Annotated in this window: 16 protein-coding genes and 2 pseudogenes; 15 read left to right on the forward strand and 3 right to left on the reverse strand. The window is 64.7% G+C overall.

The window, feature by feature from the left end; all coding sequences use genetic code 11:
• From H8B02_RS48025 to H8B02_RS13645, 7 genes and pseudogenes are all read left to right on the forward strand, one after another.
• Positions 1-673, forward strand: a pseudogene (locus H8B02_RS48025) (amidase family protein); the annotation flags it as partial.
• A 224-nt stretch (positions 674-897) separates the two neighbouring features.
• Complete coding sequence (locus tag H8B02_RS48030; protein ID WP_283842187.1) at positions 898-1,224, forward strand: amidase family protein; 327 nt, start codon at positions 898-900, stop codon at positions 1,222-1,224.
• A 255-nt stretch (positions 1,225-1,479) separates the two neighbouring features.
• The gene (locus H8B02_RS13625; protein WP_229166710.1) at positions 1,480-2,478 is read left to right on the forward strand and encodes an AraC family transcriptional regulator; all 999 of its coding nucleotides are present in this window, start codon (positions 1,480-1,482) and stop codon (positions 2,476-2,478) included.
• 148 nt (positions 2,479-2,626) lie between these two features.
• Positions 2,627-2,959: a hypothetical protein gene (locus H8B02_RS13630; RefSeq protein ID WP_229166711.1), complete on the forward strand. Its 333-nt coding sequence runs from the start codon at positions 2,627-2,629 to the stop codon at positions 2,957-2,959.
• The gene (locus tag H8B02_RS13635) at positions 2,899-3,624 is read left to right on the forward strand and encodes a transporter (RefSeq protein ID WP_229166712.1); all 726 of its coding nucleotides are present in this window, start codon (positions 2,899-2,901) and stop codon (positions 3,622-3,624) included. The genes H8B02_RS13630 and H8B02_RS13635 overlap by 61 nt, the downstream gene beginning before the upstream one ends.
• Before the next feature lie 85 nt (positions 3,625-3,709).
• Positions 3,710-4,447 (forward strand): alpha/beta fold hydrolase, encoded by a 738-nt coding sequence (locus H8B02_RS13640; RefSeq protein ID WP_229166713.1) that lies wholly within the window; start codon positions 3,710-3,712, stop codon positions 4,445-4,447.
• A 40-nt stretch (positions 4,448-4,487) separates the two neighbouring features.
• Positions 4,488-4,931 carry a nuclear transport factor 2 family protein gene (locus H8B02_RS13645; protein ID WP_229166714.1) on the forward strand — a complete coding sequence of 148 codons (444 nt, stop codon included), beginning with the start codon at positions 4,488-4,490 and terminating at the stop codon, positions 4,929-4,931.
• 309 nt (positions 4,932-5,240) lie between these two features.
• Here H8B02_RS13645 and H8B02_RS13650 read toward each other — a convergent pair whose 3' ends face one another.
• Both H8B02_RS13650 and H8B02_RS13655 read right to left on the reverse strand, forming a co-directional pair.
• The gene (locus H8B02_RS13650) at positions 5,241-5,519 is read right to left on the reverse strand and encodes a hypothetical protein (protein ID WP_229166715.1); all 279 of its coding nucleotides are present in this window, start codon (positions 5,517-5,519) and stop codon (positions 5,241-5,243) included.
• A gap of 110 nt (positions 5,520-5,629) precedes the next feature.
• Positions 5,630-7,462: an outer membrane protein assembly factor BamB family protein gene (locus H8B02_RS13655; protein WP_229166716.1), complete on the reverse strand. Its 1,833-nt coding sequence runs from the start codon at positions 7,460-7,462 to the stop codon at positions 5,630-5,632.
• A gap of 269 nt (positions 7,463-7,731) precedes the next feature.
• On the opposite strand from H8B02_RS13655, the gene H8B02_RS13660 reads away from it, so the two are divergent.
• From H8B02_RS13660 to H8B02_RS13675, 4 genes are all read left to right on the forward strand, one after another.
• A complete protein-coding gene (locus H8B02_RS13660; protein ID WP_229166717.1) occupies positions 7,732-9,306 on the forward strand; it encodes a sugar ABC transporter ATP-binding protein in 1,575 nt (524 codons plus the stop codon).
• Positions 9,303-10,295, forward strand: coding sequence for an ABC transporter permease (locus H8B02_RS13665; protein ID WP_229166718.1), 993 nt, complete (start codon positions 9,303-9,305; stop codon positions 10,293-10,295). Before H8B02_RS13660 ends, H8B02_RS13665 begins: the two co-directional genes overlap by 4 nt.
• A 74-nt stretch (positions 10,296-10,369) precedes the next feature.
• Positions 10,370-10,681, forward strand: a complete 312-nt coding sequence (locus H8B02_RS13670) for a hypothetical protein (RefSeq protein ID WP_229166719.1) — start codon at positions 10,370-10,372, stop codon at positions 10,679-10,681.
• Positions 10,621-11,520, forward strand: a complete 900-nt coding sequence (locus tag H8B02_RS13675) for a substrate-binding domain-containing protein (RefSeq protein ID WP_229166720.1) — start codon at positions 10,621-10,623, stop codon at positions 11,518-11,520. Before H8B02_RS13670 ends, H8B02_RS13675 begins: the two co-directional genes overlap by 61 nt.
• Positions 11,521-11,600: 80 nt before the next feature.
• Here H8B02_RS13675 and H8B02_RS13680 read toward each other — a convergent pair whose 3' ends face one another.
• Positions 11,601-12,395 (reverse strand): DeoR/GlpR family DNA-binding transcription regulator, encoded by a 795-nt coding sequence (locus tag H8B02_RS13680; RefSeq protein WP_229166721.1) that lies wholly within the window; start codon positions 12,393-12,395, stop codon positions 11,601-11,603.
• Between the two features lie 349 nt (positions 12,396-12,744).
• Here H8B02_RS13680 and deoC point away from each other — a divergent pair, with 349 nt between their 5' ends.
• From deoC to H8B02_RS13700, 4 genes and pseudogenes are all read left to right on the forward strand, one after another.
• On the forward strand, positions 12,745-13,662 hold the full coding sequence (deoC, locus tag H8B02_RS13685; RefSeq protein ID WP_376711656.1) for a deoxyribose-phosphate aldolase: 918 nt from the start codon (positions 12,745-12,747) through the stop codon (positions 13,660-13,662).
• Positions 13,663-13,672: 10 nt separating this feature from the next.
• Positions 13,673-16,060 (forward strand): aldehyde dehydrogenase family protein, encoded by a 2,388-nt coding sequence (locus tag H8B02_RS13690; protein ID WP_229166723.1) that lies wholly within the window; start codon positions 13,673-13,675, stop codon positions 16,058-16,060.
• Between the two features lie 177 nt (positions 16,061-16,237).
• Complete coding sequence (locus H8B02_RS13695) at positions 16,238-16,693, forward strand: RbsD/FucU family protein (protein ID WP_229166724.1); 456 nt, start codon at positions 16,238-16,240, stop codon at positions 16,691-16,693.
• Positions 16,694-16,697: 4 nt separating this feature from the next.
• Positions 16,698-17,620 (forward strand): annotated as a pseudogene (locus H8B02_RS13700) (ribokinase).
• Positions 17,621-17,627 lie beyond the last annotated feature (7 nt).

Here is a 17,627-nt window from a genome sequence, read left to right on the forward strand (position 1 = left end):
GTTCGCTGAGAGTGCCCGCTGCGAGGCTGAAGCTGCCGATCGGCGCGCGGTCGCCGGGACCACACGCGGCCCGCTCGACGGTCGCATTGTCTCGGTCAAGGCGCTCTTCGACGTCGCAGGCTCCGTAACGAGCTCGGGGTCCGCTGTACTAGGCGTCTTGCCCCCTGCCGCCGAAGACGCCCTGGTCGTGAAGCGCTTGCGCGCCGCGGGAGCCGTGATCATCGGCAAGACCCAGATGACCGAGTTTGCCTTTTCCGCGTTGGGCACGAACCCGAACGATGGGGTGCCGGCTAACCCCCGGGACCGCCGCCGCGTTCCGGGAGGGTCATCGTCGGGGGCTGTCGTCTCGGTCATCGACGGCATGGCGGAAATCGCCATTGGGAGCGACACGGGAGGGTCGATCCGAATTCCGGCGGCGCTGTCGGGCGCAACCGGCTTCAAGCCGACCAGCGGGTTCGTGCCGACCGCCGGCGCGTTCTCGTTGTCGTCCAGCCTCGATACCATCGGGCCGATTGCCTCGAGCGTCGCGGACTGCTTCGTCGCCGATCAGGTGCTGTCGGGTGCTGACGTGGTGCCGCGGCCGCAGGCTGCCTCTCCCTACACCTTTCGTCTTACGGTCGCTCGCGGACGCCTGTTTGACGGCTGCGAGCCGGAAGTGCTTGGCGCATTCGAGAATGCCATAGAGCGGCTTCGATCAGGTGGCTTGCAGATCGAAGATGGATCGATCGAACCTGCTCTCGATCGCATTGCCGAGATCGACAGGATCGGCACTTTTCCGTCGATCGAGGTCGGCGCTACGCTGCGCAGTCTCGGGGTATCGAGCCTGGATGGGGTCGATCCGAAACCCGGGTTCGTATCGAGGCGGGCACCGGCATCCTCGCCGTCGATTATGTGCGCATGGTGCGTTTCCGGCGCGCCGCAATCCAGGCTTTTGAACAGTCCTTCGGCAATGATGAGATTTTCATTCTGCCAACGACGCCAATCCGTGCGCCGCTTCTGTCGGCGGTCAAGGAGGATAGCGCCTTCCACAAATTCAACGGACTGGTGCTTCGCAATCCCCGCATCGCCAACATGCTCGATTGCCCGTCGATCTCGATGCCGTTGCCGGTCGGCGGCCTGCCCGTCGGCCTGATGCTGATCGGCCGCAGGAATGCCGACCGGCGCCTGCTGGAGATCGCGGCTAGCGTGGAAGCGATGCTGCGTGGCCATTCGCATGCCGTTTAGGAGTTTCGCGCGAAAAGACCGCCGCATCTGGTTGAATACGGAGGCTGTGCGCAAGCGCAGGTGAAGCTGTAGCTTGCCGATTGTCGGCATAGGGTATGGGCGCCGAAGCAGGGCGCTTCTGCTGCGGTGGCCCAATCGTGGGTTTTGCGATGCGGCAGACCTACGCTGCCGATAGCCGCGATATCGTGCGTCAATCAGCCGATTGCGCTATGGTTGCGATGTTGCGGTGCCGCCGACGGTTGGAAAGGAGCAGTGATGGCCGTATCGACCTCGTTCATCGCAGATCGTCTGTTCGACGCCAAGCACCTGGTTCTTGCAAGCGGTGACCTTGACGAGGTGGTCGAGGGATGCAGCAGGATGCTGCGGCCGCACGATCTGGCCATGCGAGGGCGACGCGCGAAGCTGGCCGCGCGCTTGCACCATCTGCCGATAGGGCCGATTTCGCTCAACCGGTTGCGCTATGGGGGCGATGTCACCGTGGTGCCCGAATTGTCGGAGGAGGGAAATTTCCTCGTCACGCTGCCGGTCCAGGGCAGTGCGCAGTTTCGCTACGGCTCGGCGGTCGCCGACGTGACACCGGGGCACGGTACGATCGTAGGGCCATACCGGGAATTCCGCCTCGACATTGAAGGTGCCTTTGACCAGATATTGCTGCGGCTGGATCGTCGGCGGGTAGAGGTCGTTTGTGCTAGTCTGCTGGGCTCGGACAAAGCCATGCCAGTTCATTTCGACCTCACGCTGCGCGAGATGCCCGCGTTCTGGCACAAGCTTCTCGAGGCTGCAGCCGGCCTGTCAACGTTCGGCGAGGCGTTGGCGTATCCGAAGATGTTCGTGCAACTTGAGGAGCTGATCGTCGAGTCGCTCCTCGTGGCGCAGCCGAACAATTTCAGCGGCGCGATCGCTGCGGCGAACGGGGCAGCGCCGTCGGCGCAGGTGCGCAAGGCGATGGACTATATGCGCCAGCACATCGCCGATGCGGTTAGCCTGGGGCAGGTCGCACGGCACTGCGGGCTCAGCCTGCGCAGCCTCCAGGCCGGATTCCAGCGCGATCTCGGGACGTCGCCGAGCCGATGGCTGCGCGCGCAACGGCTCGACCGGGTGCACGCCATCCTGTTGTCATCTGAACCCGGCAGTGTTGCGGTGACCGACGTCGCGCTGCAATGCGGCTTCTTCCACCTCGGCGATTTCTCGGCGCGGTTCAAGGAACGGTTCGGCGAGAAGCCGTCCGCCGTGCTGGCAAAACACCGCTCGTAGCGCCGCGCGTCCACGAAATTTTCGCGATTCCGATAATCGTCTTCGCGCGCGCGATAGCGCCGCGTCGCCCTCTGTCCAACAATCCGGCCAACGAAACCTGCCGCCGCCATCCGGTGATGAGAGCAGGAAGCTGTGGATCGGAGGGGACATGTTTTCTGAACGGATATTTACCACAGGATTGACCGTCGGTCTGACGATGGCTTGCACGCAAGTCTCTGCGTTCGAGGCCGGCTATATCGGCTCGGCGCAGAAGCCGGGCCTCGTGCTCGGAAATGCCGCGATCACGCCGCCGGCCGGCCTCTACATGTTCGACCAGGCGGTAGTCTATTCGGGATCGATCGTCGGTCCGGGCGCGCGACCGCCGCAGGCGGCGGCAAGACCTCCGTTCACATCGCGGCCGGGGCGGCAGGATTGCTCTGGGTGCCCGGATGGACGGTGTTCGGCGCAAGCTACGATGCTGTCATCGTGCAACCGTTCATGATGCTAGACGTCGGCTCGCCGGTGAACGTCAATCCGCTCGGCATGCATAATACGTTCCTGGCGCCGGCGGAGCTGAGCTGGAAACTCGGCGACAGCGGTGTGTACGTCAAGACGGGCTTCGGCATGTGGATGCCGACCGGTACCACCGCGGGCCCGAACGGGCTCGGAGATGTAGGCGCGCCCTGGTGGACGTTCCAGCCGAACCTCGTGGTCTCGTATTTCAAGGACGGCTGGAATCTCACGGCCAACGTCTTCGAGGAAATCAACACCGCGAGCTCGGTGACCGGCTACACCAGCGGCAACGTGCTGCATGCCGAATTCACTGCGACCAAGACCATCGGCAACTGGACGTTCGGTCCGGTCGCCTACTACGTCGGACAGGTGAGCGACGACAAGTCCAGTGCGTTCTATGGCGGGGCGGTCAACCTCAAGCGTTACGACATCTGGGCCGCCGGCGCGCTGGTCGGATACAATTTCGGTCCCGCCGCGTTGAGCGTGTGGGCGACGCACGAACTGTCGGCCAACGTTTCCGGAGGGACGGCGGTGCCCGGCATCGACAGCGCGGCCGTCTCGCGCGGTTTCACGGTGTTCGCCAACCTGAGCTACCGTCTGTGGGCGCCCGATGCTCCGGCCGCTGCGCCGACGCGTACATCGTCTCGCAAATAGCTCCATTCGCGCCGGCGCAGCGCTCGACACAGCGCTGCGTGGGCGTCCGATCGCACATCACGCCATCGAATATTGGAGAACATTGATGTCCTACGCAGTTGAAAATTGGGGTGGCGGAGGGGGGCGGATCGTCCTTGTTCATGGCAGCCTTGGCGTCGGCGCCGCCGCATTCGGCGAGCAGAAACCGCTGGCCGAGAGCTTTGCCCTCGCCGTCATGACGCGCCGCGGCTACGGCGACACCCCACCGATCGATTCGGTGGATGTCCTGCGCGACGCGGCTGATGTCGTCGAGTTGCTCGGCGACGGCGCGCATCTGGTCGGCACGTCGATGGGAGGGATCGTTGCGATGAACGCCGCGGGCCGGCGTCCCGACCTCGTGCGTTCGCTCACGGTCATCGAGCCGCCGGCCTTTGCGCTGGCGTCGGATCTCGCCCCGGTGCGCCGCGTGGCGGAGGCGATGCGCAAGCATTGGGCCACCGCCGATCGGACGAAACGCCACGCCTTCGTGACCGGCTTCCTGGCAGCGCTCGAGATGAACATGCCGATGCCCGATCCGCTTCCCCCGCCGGTTAACGCCGCGGCCGGCGTCCTCGTCACCGAGCGTCCCTGGAGCGTTGATGTGCCGGTCGGCGCGGTCGCCGACGCGCGCTTCCCGAAGCTCGTCGTCACCGGCGGCTGGAGCGAAGCCTTTGACGGCATCAGCGGGCGGCTCGCCGACCTGTTCAACGTCGAATGCCACTGCCTGCAAGGTGCCGGTCACGCGGTCCAGAAGGTTGGCGAGCCCTTCAATGCGTTGCTGCGGCGGCACATCGCCTCCGCCTGAGTCCATTCATTCAAAAACCGAAACCAAAGGGAGACTATCGATGACCATCACGACCGAAGACAAGATCGACATCCAGGAACTCACCGCGCGGACCTATATCGGGCTCGACAGCGAGGACGCCGGCGGCTTCGCTTCCGGCTTTGCCGACGACGGCGTCTTCGTCGCCCCCTACGGCGAATTCGTCGGCCCCGCCGCGGTGAAGGAATTCATCACCAAGCACATCGCCGCCGGCAAGGAAGACGGCGTGCGGCATTTCCTCACCAACCACGTCGTAGATGCTCACGAGGACGGCGCACGCTATCGCTTCTACATCGCTAAGATGAACATCGCGACCGGGCCGGTCGCGATCGCAACTGCGGGCGGCGATTGCATTGTCAGGCGCACGGCGGATGGCTGGCGCTTCAAACGCTTCCAGTTGACGATCGATCCGGCGATGTTCGGTGAAGCCAAGCCGGTCGTAGCGCCAGTCGCCAAGAGTATGTGACTCTTAATCCGCGGTCTCGTCGCAAGGCGGTTGTCGGAGCAAGCGGGCGGACGTTGAGTTTGCTCGCGTGTTACGAATTCCTCAAGCGCAAGATCGGATGAGCTACCTTAGATTCGGTTGGTGCGGGAAGTGGCGGTAGCGGTCCCCTGACTCGGACCCCCGACGGACCGGCAGGTGCCAACGGACATTATGCCCACCATCGGCTTCGCTGGTAGCCGATTTGACAAGCAATACTCGAGCCTGGGAAAAAGGCTTCGCCAACCACCGATTGACCACCGCAACCCCGTGAACAAACAGCGATAGCGGTGGTCAACCAGGATCGAGCTTCATTGTTTTTGTTGATTTTTTCGGTCGCTGATTACGTTCGGGACGCAGGGGTCGCAGGTTCGAATCCTGCCACTCCGACCATTCTTTCAAGCACTTATAGTTTCTGTGTTTTTTGTGCGCAACGACATGCGCATCGATTTCGGGCGCGGCAGCCATGTCGGTCGATTCGATTCGACGCCGCTCGGAACCTGACGCGCGACGATTGTTGGGCGCGGGGGAAAAGCCGCCTGACGTGATGTTGCGTAGCACGTCACCAAGCACCAGAAGGCCTCCCGTCAGACCTATCAGCCGATCTTGGCCGACATCAAAGCACGAATAGCCCGTGGCGAGTAGTGCTCAACGTGCCGTCGCAAATGCTGACATTGCACTCGTCAGGGGATGCCGACCTCGAAGGCCAGCAGAACGTTGCCGGGCAGGCCGCCCCATTGCGCGTAGCCGGAATTGACATACAGCATGCCATCGACGACGACCGCGCCGGGGCCGTCCATGGCGCCGCCACGGGCCGGAACACCATTCACCGTGGTGTAGTCGCGCGCGGTGTCGATCTCCCAAAGCAGCCGCGCATCATCGGTGGCGTAGGCGCGCAAGAAACCGCTCACGCCACCCGAGAAGACGACGCCGGGAACGAGGGTGATCGCTGCGGAGAGGGCGGGACTGCATTGTGGACGATCGCCACAGGCAACCGGCGCCACCTGCATCGCGATTTTCCCGGTCGCAAGATCGAGGCCAAACAGGCCGCCACCTTCGCTTGAGTTGAGACGCCTCGAGCCGTCTCTCAGAAACCGCACGTCGGAATTGGCGACATAAATTCGCTCCTGGTCCGCGGCGGAGCCCCACTCGGTTCCTCCCAATGGGCCACCTTGGCCGATCCGCGTCTGCCACAGGATCTTGCCCTCGTGGTCGGGATCGAGTGCATGCACCACGCCGGATTTCTGGCCGATCACCAGCACGCGTTGTCCGTCACGCAAGGTCACCAGGATCGGCGATTGTCCGAAGTCGTGGTCGGGGCCGCGGTCCTGCGGACAGTTGGTCTGGTCGGTGCCGAAGCACGCCACAACGAAGCTGTCCTTCGGCGTGGCCTGCTGATGCCAAAGCATTCGCCCGGTCGCGAGATCGAACGCGAGGATGGCATCGCTGGTGTCGGTTGCCGGGTCGGCATAGCTGTTCGACGTCGCGACATAGAGCGCCCGGCGTTGAACATCGATCGTCGGTGCGGACCAGACCGATGCGCCGGCAGGCCCGAACAGCTGCGTCCCGATCGCGTTGGTCCGTGTGGGATGCGGTGCTTCAGGGATGGTGTAGCTCTTCCAGATCTGCGCACCGGTTTCGGCCTTCAGCGCAACGACGCTGCCGCGAAACGTGCAGCATTGGTAGGTGGGGCGAGATCCCGTGGCTTCCTCTATCGATGACACCCCAACATAGATAACGCCGGAATAGAAGGTTGGCGCGCCGGTAATCCGCGCGGCCAGATGATCCTCGACCCTGCTTTTCCAGATCAACGCGCCGGTCGTCGCATTCACGGCGTAGACATTGGCGAGCACATCGCCAAAGACGATGGCGGACTGGCCATTATCCATCGGGATAAGACTGATGGCCGCCCTGACCGGTGCGTCGGTCGGAAACACCCAGCGGGTGCATCCGGTCTTGGCGTCGAGGGCGTGGACCTTGCGGTCGCCGCCGCCGACGAACAGCAAGCCGCCGATGACAGTCGGCTGGGCGTTAGCGGTGGACATGCCAGGAAACCCGAAGGCCCACTTCAAACGTAGCCGCGGGACCTGGTCTGGCGCGAGGCCGGCCATCGCCGCCGGCTGAAATCGGCTATTGTTGAGATCCGCGCCCCAGCCGTTCCACCGTGGCCCGTCGATCGGTTGCGGGAAACCGGTCTCGCCCTGCGCGCATTGGCCGGCACTGTCGGTCGACGCATGCGATGCAGCCTTGCCGGTGACGAGTGAGGCGATCGCCGCCCGCTCGTCGTTGCTCAGCCCCTGCGCGAAGGATGACATCGCGCCGGTGGTGATCGCACCCAGAACCTCATCGAACGACTTCGATTGCAGCGCGGTGCGGCTCGGCGCGCGAATATCGGTGTTGCTGCTGTCGTGACACTGCGCACAGCGTTGCGCGTAGAGGGCGGCTCCGCCTTGCTGCGCTGTCGCGGGAAGGCAGGACCAGATCAGGACGACGGCAATCGCAGCACTCAGTTTCATCGTGGTTCACCGGCGTTGGCTTTGATGAGATGAGCGACTGAAGCGTAGCACAACCTGCCGGCTTCCATCGTGCTTGGGGAGGCCGGCGGCGTGTATCGGGCGGTGCCGGACCAGGTCGCGACCGGCCGCCCCTAATTCGAGCGCCAGGCGGCGCGATCTCCCATTGACAGGTCGGCCGATGTGATAGAATTATAACACATTAAGTTGCAAAAATAACAAGATGTCATCATCGCATCAGCGTTCCGCGCGGCGATGGGAGGAAAATGGAATTGTCCGGTTCGATCGCGGCAGAGCCTCGGCCGTCGGCGTCGCTTTTGACGGTCGGTGGCATCAACAAGCGCTTTGGCGGCGTGCGCGCGCTGCGCGACGTCAACCTCGAGGTCCTCTCCGGCGAGGTACATGCGCTGCTGGGCGAGAACGGCGCCGGAAAATCCACACTGATCAAGATCCTCAGCGGCGTTCATGCCGCCGACAGCGGCACGATCGAGATCGCCGGCAGGCCAGTGATGTTCGACAGCCCGGCAAGATCGCGCGAAGCGGGGATTGCCGTCGTCTATCAAGACCTCAGCCTCGTCGAATCGCTGAGCGTCGCCGACAATCTGCTGCTCGGCCGCGAGCCGCGCGCGCGGTTCGGCTTTGTCCGGAAGCGCGAGCTGATGGCCAAAGCCGAAGCGTTCCTGGGGGAGCTCGGCATTCCCCTTGATACACGCGCGGCGGTCGGCTCGCTGCCGTTCGCCTACCGCCAGATGACGGAGATCGCCAAGGCGCTGATGGGCGAGGTGCGGCTCTTGATCCTCGATGAGCCGACGTCCTCGCTGACGTCGGACGAAGTCCGCATCCTGTTCGATGCGATCGGCAAGGCGACGCGCCGCGGTGTCGGCGTGATCTATGTGACCCATCGGCTCAACGAGGTGTTCGAGATCTCGCAGCGTGTCACGGTGCTGCGCGATGGCGCCAACGCCGGCACGTTCGTCACCGCCGATACCGACATGAAGCGGCTGGTGAACGCCATCATCGGCACCGATCGATTGGCGCCGGCAGCATCGCGTGCCGCGCCCGCGGCAACGCGTTCGTTCGATTCATCGCCGGTTCTGTCGCTGTCGGGTGTGTCGAATGACCGGCTAGCGGCGGTCGACTTGTCGGTGATGAAGGGTGAGATCCACGGCCTTGCCGGATTGATCGGCAGCGGGCGCACGGAGATTCTGGAGACGATCTTCGGACTTCGGCCGGCCGAGCAGGGCACGCTCGAGATCGAGGGCCGGCCGTGGCTGCCGAAGAGCGCGGCCGATGCAATCAGCCAGGGCGTCGCGCTGGTGCCGGAGGATCGGCACGTGCAGGGCCTGGTGCTCGACCATTCGATCGAACGAAACATCACCTTGCCGCGGATTCCGCATTTCTCGCGTTGGGGCTTCATGCAGCAGCGCGCCGCCGCCCGGCGCGCGGACGCCGCGGTCGCGCGGCTTTCGGTGAAAGCGCAAGGCGCTTCCAGCCTGGTCAGGACACTGTCCGGCGGCAACCAGCAGAAGGTCGTGTTCGGAAAATGGAACGATCCGCGGCCGCGGGTGCTGCTGCTGGACGAACCGACGGTCGGCGTCGACGTCGGCGCGCGCGAGGAAATCTACGGCGTGATCCGCAATGCCGCCCGTGACGGCAGCGGCGTCCTGATCGTCTCCTCGGATCTCGTCGAACTGATCGAGCTCTGCGACCGCATCTCTGTGATCGTCGATGGGCGCGTGGCGCGAACGCTTGCGCGCGGCGAGATCGACGATGCCGAAGAGCTCCATCATCTCCTGCAGATCTACCAGGCCTCCGGACAAGGCGTATTGCAAGAGCTGCCCGCATGACCGAACTGACCGCGCCCAATGTCGTCGCCTCGTCGACCCGAACCGATCGGCGCCGCAAGCTGCTGCAGAACCTGCTGCGCGGCGAGCGGCCCTACATGCTGTACATCGCCTTCGTCGTGCTGCTGGTCGTGTTCAGCCTGTCCTCGCCCTGGTTCCTGTCGATCGACAATTTCCTGAATATCGGACGTCAGACGACGTTGGTGTCGATCATCGCGGTCGGCATGACCTTCGTGATCATCGCGCGTCAGATCGACCTGTCGGTCGCATCGACATTGGCGCTATCAGGCATGGCCGCGGCGCTCGCCATGAGCCAGATCAGCAACAGTTGGATCGTCGGCGCCGTCGCAGGGCTCGGGACTGGCGCGCTGGTCGGGTTGCTCAATGGCATCCTGACCACGCAGCTTTCGATCCCGTCCTTCCTGGTGACGCTCGGCTCGCTGAGCATGGCGCGGGGCCTGGCGATGATGGTCACCAACACCAAGCCGGTCATCATCACCAACGAGACATACTTTGCGATCTTCGGCGAAGGCACGTTCCTGGGCATTCCCGTTCCCATTGCCTGGACGCTGGCGGCGATGATCGTCGGCATCCTGCTGCTGCACTACAACGTGTTCGGCCGTCGCATCTATGCGGTCGGTGGCAATCCGACCGCGGCGCTCTATTCCGGCATCAACACCAAATGGGTGACGACGGCGGCCTTTGTGCTGACCGGCGCGCTGGCCGGGCTTGCGGCGCTGGTGCTGTCGGCGCGCTCGCATGCCGCGCGGCCCGACGTCGTGCAGGGGATGGAGCTCGACGTCATTGCCGCCGTGATCCTCGGTGGCTGCAGCCTGTTCGGCGGGCGCGGCTACATCCTGGGAACGCTGTTCGGCAGCCTCATCATCGGTACGCTCAACAACGGTCTCGTGCTGCTCGGCGTCAGCTCGCCGATGCAGCTCGTCATCAAGGGAGCGATCATCGTGGCCGCGGTCGCCTTCACGAAACGCTAGAGCGCAATCCGGAAAAGTGTAGGGGCAAGGTCGCCGGCCTCCGGTCAATCGGCGACCAAAAAAGGGAGGAAACAATGAAGCCAATCTTGCGACAAACCCTGCCGCTGACCATGCTGATTGCGGCGACGGCCATTTCGATCGCGCCCTCGGCCCGTGCCGAAGTGCCGGCAAGCTGCGTCAAGGGCGTCGATCTCGCGACGCTTGGACCGAAATCGATCGTCGGTCAGGGGCCGCACGGCGAGAAGGCCGCGTCGCCGGAGGTGCTCGCGCTGTCGGACGCCGACGCCGCCAAGATCAAGGAGAAGCATTCAAGGTCGGCATTTCCATGCAGACCGTCAACCTCGACTGGGCGCAGCTGCAGATCCAGGGCATCACCGATACGCTGAAGAAGTACGGCGTGACGGTGACCGGCGTCGCGTCCGCCGAATATCAGGTCGACAAGCAGATCGCCGACATCGAGAACACCATCCAGCAGCATCCGGACGGCATCATCTCGATCCCGGTGGATTTCACGGCGACCGCGCCGACCTACAAGAAGATCGCGAAGGCCGGCATCAAGCTCGTGCTGATGGACAGCATCCCGACCGGCCTCAAGCATCCGGAGGAATACGCCTCGATGATCTCGGCGGACAGCCAGGGTAACGGCCAGATCGCGGCCCAGATCCTGGCCTCGTGCGTGGCGCAGGGCGCGACCATCGGCCTCGTCAATTTCGGTGTTGACTATTTCAGCACCAACGAGCGCACCAAAGGTGTCCGCGAGTGGATGCAGAAGAACCGTCCCGACATCAAGATGAAGCAGGTCGACTTCACCGATCCGCCGAAGGTGTCGCAGATCGCGGGTGACTTCCTCACCGGCAATCCGGACATCAAGGGTCTGTTCGCGGTCTGGGATCAGCCGGCGCTCGATACGCTGAGCTCGATGCGCGCGCAGGGCATCGACATTCCGGTCACGACCGTCGATCTCGGCCTGCAATCGGCGATCGAGATCGCCAAGGGCGGTCCCTTGAAGGCGACCGGCTCGCAGCGCCCCTACGATCAGGGCGTCGCGGAAGCGATGGCGATGATGAACGCGCTGCTCGGCAAGGAAACGCCCGGCTGGATCGGCGTGCAGTCGCTGCCGGTGACGCAGTCGAACGTGCTGGAATCCTACAAGACGGTGTTCAAGAAGGAGCCGCCGCCGGAACTGACCGACGCCTGCAATAAGGCGAAGCCTGCCTGCAACTGAGCCGCAGGAGTTCGATGCGTGGTCCCGTGAGCCCGCGCATCGTGAGCAGCCTGATCCGGGCGTGCCAGCCCCCGCTCGGATCAGGTTGCGCTGGTCACGTACTCGACAGGAAGGCTGCGGAAGTGCTTGCGCATCTCCGATGACGCCGCGCCGCCGACGATGATCCGCGAGAACGCGCCGATATCGGAGAAGAATGCCGACTTGAGACTGCCGAGCTTGCTCGCGTCGATCACCAGGGTGCTCTCCATCGCGGTCTCGATGACGGCCTGCTTGACCGCGACCTCGTGAAAATTCGAGCAGCTCGCGCCGCGGGTCCAGTGCACGCCGCCCGCGGAGATGAAGGCCTTGTTGATCCCGAGCCTCCGCAGGTAGGACAGGCCGTCGTCCGACGCGAACGATTGCGACGAGGGATGATAGAGCCCGCCCATCAGCATCACCTGCGTGCCCGGCCGGTGCGTCACGATCGACGCCACGTTCATCGAATAGCAGATCACCGAGAGCGGCAGATCCTCGGGCAGGCAGTCCGCCAGCGACTGCATCGTGGTGCCGCAGTCGATGAAGATCGTATCGCCTTCGTTGATGGAGGCGGCGGCAGCCCGGCAGGCGAGGCGCTTGTCCTGGGTGTGCTGGTCGATCTCCTGCTCGAACGTGTACTTGATGCCGGTCGGCGACGCCGCATTGACGACGTAGCCGCCGAGCAAAGCGAGCGCGGCCTCCGGACCGGCAAGGTCGCGCCGCACCGTCATTTCGGAAACCTTGAGGAGCTCGGCGGCGTCCTTCAGGTGCAGCGCACCACTCGATTCGACGGCGCGGCGTAGCCTCTGCAGGCGCTGGACGCGTGTCTCGCTTGGTCGTGCGTTGGAGGTTTCAGCCATTTTGATCGCCGAGCTTGCTTATCCGATTGACAATGATCTTACAATGTTGTGAGTTTATCAACATCTATTTGTTACAATAATAACATCCAGTCCGGCGGGCTGATCCGGTGTCGAGACGATATCGTCCTCGGCAGGCGGCAAACCCGGCGGCAAGGTCAGGGGAGGATCACATGTTGCGATCGACACATTCAATCTATCTGGCCACCTCGTCGATTCGCTAGGACCGCAAGGCGTTTCCATGACGCAGAGCGTCTTCATCCAGAATCCGTCACCGTTGGCCGTGCAATCGCCTTCCCCGGGCGGCGAGCATTTGCATCCGCTGCCGCGCAACAGCGGCCGTGCGCTCGAGATGGATTGGGTCGACGACATCAGGATCAACCTGTCGGCCGCCGAACGGCGGGTCGCGAGCCTGCCAGGCCGGCGAACCGTGAAGAAGGACGCACAGGCGGGGTGGCTGCTCAAGGCGATCACCTGCATCGACCTGACGACGCTGAACGGCGACGACACGGCCGAACGAGTGAAGCGCCTCTGCGCCAAGGCCAAGGCGCCCGTGCGCGGCGACCTTCTCGAGCAGCTCGGCTTTGCAGGGCGCGAACTGCATACCGGAGCGGTGTGTGTCTACGATCGGTTCGTCGGCACCGCTGTCGAAGCGCTCGATGGATCCGGCATCCCTGTGGCCGCGGTCTCGACCGGGTTTCCCGCAGGCCTCGTGCCGCATGAGCTGAAACTGAAGGAGATCGAGGCGTCGGTCCGGAATGGCGCGCAGGAAATCGACATCGTCATCACGCGTGAGCACGTGCTGACCGGCGATTGGCGGGCGCTTTACGCCGAGGTCCGGGATTTCCGCGCGGTCTGCGACAACGCGCATCTGAAGACGATCCTGGCCACGGGTGACCTCAAGACGCTGCGCAATGTCGCCAAAGCCTCGATGGTCTGCATGATGGCCGGCGCCGACTTCATCAAGACCTCTACCGGCAAGGAAGGCGTCAACGCGACGCTGCCGGTGACGCTGGCGATGCTGCGGATGATCCGCCTCTATCAGGAGCGCACCGGCTACAAGATCGGCTTCAAGCCGGCCGGTGGCATCTCGACGGCAAAGGACGTGCTCAACTACCAGTTCCTGATGAAGGAGGAACTCGGACGCGACTGGCTCGAGCCGGATCTGTTCCGCATCGGCGCTTCCAGCCTGCTCGCCGACATCGAGCGGCAGCTCGAGCATCACGTGACCGGCCACTACTCGGCTTTCAACCGCCACCCCGTGGGATGAGACTCCAGCGATGAGCGTCGCCAATTATTTCGAGACCATGGAGTATGGCCCCGCGCCTGAGGCGGACGGCGAGGCGCGCGCCTGGCTGGCGCGGCATGGCGCCACGTTCGGGCATTTCATCGCCGGCAAGTTCACAGCGCCGCATGCGGGCAAGCACCTCACGACAAGCGAACCTGCCAACGGCAAGGCGCTGGCGCGCATCGCGCAGGGCGACGCTGCCGACGTCGAGGCCGCGGTCAACGCCGCGCGCACCGCGCAGGCCGCATGGGCAAAGCTCGGCGGCCACGGCCGCGCGCGTCATCTCTATGCGTTGGCGCGCATGCTGCAGCGTCACGCCCGGCTGTTCGCCGTGCTGGAGGCGATCGACAATGGCAAGCCGATCCGGGAAACCCGCGATCTCGACGTGCCGCTCGCCGCGCGCCATTTCCTCTATCACGCCGGCTGGGCGCAGTTGCAGGACCGGGAGTTCGCCGATCAGGTGCCGATCGGCGTGATCGGGCAGATCATTCCGTGGAATTTCCCACTGCTGATGCTGGCGTGGAAGATTGCGCCGGCATTGGCCGCGGGCAACACGGTGGTGCTGAAGCCGGCGGAGTTCACCTCGCTCACGGCCCTGCTGTTCGCCGAGCTTTCGGCCGAGGCCGGCCTGCCGCCGGGCGTGCTGAACGTCGTCACCGGTGACGGTGCGACCGGTGCGTTACTGGTCGAAAATCCCGGTGTCGACAAGATCGCCTTCACGGGTTCGACCGAGGTCGGGCGGTTGATCCGTCAATCGACCGCTGGGACCGGAAAATCGCTGACGCTGGAGCTCGGCGGCAAGTCGCCGTTCATAGTGTTCGACGATGCCGATCTCGATGGCGCCGTGGAAGGCGTGGTTGACGCCATCTGGTTCAACCAGGGCCAGGTCTGCTGCGCCGGCTCGCGGCTGCTGCTGCAGGAGGGGATTGCGGAGACCTTCCGCAGGCGCCTGATCCGCCGCATGGAGACGCTTCGCGTCGGCATGCCGCTCGACAAGGCGATCGATATGGGCGCGGTCGTCGCGCCGGTGCAGCTCGAGCGGATCAAGTCGCTGGTCGAGATCGGGGTGAAGGAAGGCGCCGAGAAATATCAGGCGTCCGGTGCGATGCCGACGGAAGGCTGCTTCTATCCGCCGACTTTGCTCTGGAACGTGCATCCGTCCTCGACGGTTGCGACCGAAGAGATCTTCGGCCCTGTCCTGGTGGCGATGACGTTCCGCACGCCCGACGAGGCCGTGATGCTCGCCAACAACACGCGCTACGGCCTTGCCGCGAGCGTGTGGAGCGAGACGATCGGGCTGGCGCTCGACATCGCGCCGAAACTCCTGGCCGGCGTGGTCTGGGTCAACGCGACCAATCTGTTCGATGCCAGCGTCGGCTTCGGCGGCTATCGCGAGTCTGGCTTCGGCCGCGAGGGCGGCCGTGAAGGCATGTATGAGTATCTCAAGCCGAAGGCCTGGAGCGGGCGCAAGGCCCGGCCCAAGCCATCGCCGCTGCCCACGGCGTCCGGCGCCAGCGCCGGCTTCGACGTGCCGCCGATCGATCGAACGGCCAAGCTGTTCGTCGGCGGCAAGCAGGTGCGTCCAGATGGCAATTATTCGCGCGCGGTGCTCTCGCCGAAGGGCCGGCGTCTCGGCGAGGCCGGCGAGGGCAATCGCAAGGATATCCGTAATGCGGTGGCTGCGGCGCGCTCCGCCGAGTCGTGGGCGCGGGCGACGGCGCATAATCGCGCCCAGATCCTCTACTATCTTGCCGAAAACCTTTCCGCGCGCGGCGACGAGTTCGCCCGGCGCATCGCCGACATGACCGGCCTCTCGGCAGCAAAGGCGCGCGCGGAAGTCGATGCGAGCATCGAGCGGTTGTTCAGCTATGGCGCCTGGGCCGACAAATTCGAGGGATCCATCCATGCGCCGCCGCTGCGCGGCGTGGCTCTCGCGATGCATGAGCCGATCGGCGTGGTCGGTGTCGCCTGTCCCGACGAGGCGCCGCTGCTCGGCTTCATCAGCTTGGTCGCGCCGCTGATCGCGATGGGCAACCGGGTCGTCGCGGTGCCGAGCGAGCGGCATCCACTCGCCGCAACCGACTTCTACCAGGTGCTCGAGACTTCGGACGTACCGGGCGGCGTGGTCAACATCGTCACCGGCGATCGCGATGAACTGGTCAAGGTGCTTGCCGAGCATGACGATGTCGACGCGCTCTGGGCGTTTGGGTCGCAGGATGCCTCGACAGCGGCCGAACGGCTGTCTATCGGCAATCTCAAGCGGACGCTGGTCGATCATGGCCTTGCGCTCGACTGGTACGACAAGGCCGCGAGCGAGGGCCCGATCCTGCTCCGCCATGCCGTGCAGGTGAAGAACATCTGGATTCCGTATGGCGACTAGAGCCTTTTCGAGCGAAGTGGGTACCGGTTCGCGTGAAGAAAACACGTCAAACAAGAACCGAGTGCCCCGTTCCGATCCAATCGGAACGGGGCGCTAGAGACGTCACCTTGCGGTGATAGGGATGGGGATCCGGACCGTCAGAGTCCGGCAAGTTTGAAGACAAGGGAGGGACGCAACATGCTCAAGGGCATCAATCCACTGCTCAATGCTGACGTGCTCTACGCCCTGCGGGCGATCGGGCACGGCGATCGCCTAGTGGTGTGCGACACCAATTTTCCGGCCGACTCGATCGCGCGCCAGACCGTGCTTGGCAGGCTGCTGCGCATCGACAATGTGAGTGCCGCCAAAGCGGTCGAAGCAGTTCTCTCGGTGATGCCGCTCGATACATTTGTCGACGACGCCGCGATCCGTATGGAGATCGTCGGCCAGGCCCAGGACGTGCCTCCCGTGCAGCGTGAGGTGCAGGCCGCGATCGATCGCGCCGAAGGACGATCCTGGCCGCTCGTCGGTGTTGAGCGCCATGCCTTCTACGAGAAGGCCAAGACAGCCTACTGCGTGATTGCGACCGGCGAGCGGCGCTTCTATGGCTGCTTCCTGTTCAGCAAGGGCGTCATCGCGCCGGACGGGGAGTGACGACATGAGCAAGCATGGCGTCGCCGTCCTCGGTGTCTTCGTCGTCGACCTGGCGTTCCGCGCCGGCAACATGCCGGCGATCGGCGAGACGATCGCCGGATCGGGATTCGCCATGGGACCCGGCGGCAAGGGATCCAACCAGGCTGTCGCGGCCGCGCGGGCCGGCGCCAGCGTGAGCTTCATCTCCCGGATCGGCAGCGACGCCTTCGGCGAGCTCGCGATCAAGACCTGGGAGGCCGAGGGAATCCGGCCGCGCGTGGCCAGGACGGCGGACGCGCCGACTGGAGCTGCGTTCATCTACGTCCACGAGACGCGCGGCGATAACGCGATCATCGTGGTGCCAGGTGCGGCGGGCGGGATCGGCCCGGCCGATGTCGACGCGGTGGCGGACGCCATCCGCGACAGCCGCGTGTTCGTGACGCAGCTCGAGCAGCCGGTCGATGCGGCGCGGCGCGGGCTCGAGATCGCGCGCGCCGCCGGCAGCATCACCGTGTTCAACCCGGCGCCGCGATCAAGTTCGACTCTGGCCTGTTTGCGCTCTGCGATTATGTCGTCCCCAACGAGACCGAGGCCGAAGCGCTGACCGGCATCGCGGTCGGCGATCTCGCCGGCGCCCGCCGCGCCGGCGATGCCTTGCTGGCGAAAGGCGCCGGAACGGCGCTGATCACGCTCGGCGAGCGCGGCGCCTTATTTCACGCGCGGGACCGCTCGCTGCACGTGCCGCCCTTCGCCGCCGGCAAGGTGGTCGAAACCACCGGCGCAGGCGACGCCTTCGTCGGCGGCTTCGCGGCAGCGCTCGCTGACGGTGCCGATCCGCTGGAGGCTGCGCGGTTCGGTTCGGCCACGGCCGGAATCTCGGTGACGCGACCGGGCACCGCGCCTGCGATGCCGCGGCGTGCGGAGATCGACGCGCTGCTGAAGGGATGATCGCGCG

Origin of the sequence: Bradyrhizobium altum (genome assembly GCF_020889705.1) — a bacterium.
Taxonomy (GTDB): Bacteria; Pseudomonadota; Alphaproteobacteria; order Rhizobiales; family Xanthobacteraceae; genus Bradyrhizobium; species Bradyrhizobium altum.

Coding starts and splice junctions, on each gene's coding strand:
- H8B02_RS13640 (WP_229166713.1), top strand. CDS start 3,710: ATGTCCTACGCAGTTGAAAATTGGGGTGGCGGAGGGGGGCGGATCGTC.
- H8B02_RS13630 (WP_229166711.1), top strand. CDS start 2,627: ATGTTTTCTGAACGGATATTTACCACAGGATTGACCGTCGGTCTGACG.
- H8B02_RS13690 (WP_229166723.1), top strand. CDS start 13,673: ATGAGCGTCGCCAATTATTTCGAGACCATGGAGTATGGCCCCGCGCCT.
- H8B02_RS13695 (WP_229166724.1), top strand. CDS start 16,238: ATGCTCAAGGGCATCAATCCACTGCTCAATGCTGACGTGCTCTACGCC.
- H8B02_RS48030 (WP_283842187.1), top strand. CDS start 898: ATGGTGCGTTTCCGGCGCGCCGCAATCCAGGCTTTTGAACAGTCCTTC.
- H8B02_RS13675 (WP_229166720.1), top strand. CDS start 10,621: ATGCAGACCGTCAACCTCGACTGGGCGCAGCTGCAGATCCAGGGCATC.
- H8B02_RS13680 (WP_229166721.1), bottom strand. CDS start 12,395: ATGGCTGAAACCTCCAACGCACGACCAAGCGAGACACGCGTCCAGCGC.
- H8B02_RS13665 (WP_229166718.1), top strand. CDS start 9,303: ATGACCGAACTGACCGCGCCCAATGTCGTCGCCTCGTCGACCCGAACC.
- H8B02_RS13625 (WP_229166710.1), top strand. CDS start 1,480: ATGGCCGTATCGACCTCGTTCATCGCAGATCGTCTGTTCGACGCCAAG.
- H8B02_RS13645 (WP_229166714.1), top strand. CDS start 4,488: ATGACCATCACGACCGAAGACAAGATCGACATCCAGGAACTCACCGCG.
- deoC (WP_376711656.1), top strand. CDS start 12,745: ATGGATTGGGTCGACGACATCAGGATCAACCTGTCGGCCGCCGAACGG.
- H8B02_RS13655 (WP_229166716.1), bottom strand. CDS start 7,462: ATGAAACTGAGTGCTGCGATTGCCGTCGTCCTGATCTGGTCCTGCCTT.
- H8B02_RS13670 (WP_229166719.1), top strand. CDS start 10,370: ATGAAGCCAATCTTGCGACAAACCCTGCCGCTGACCATGCTGATTGCG.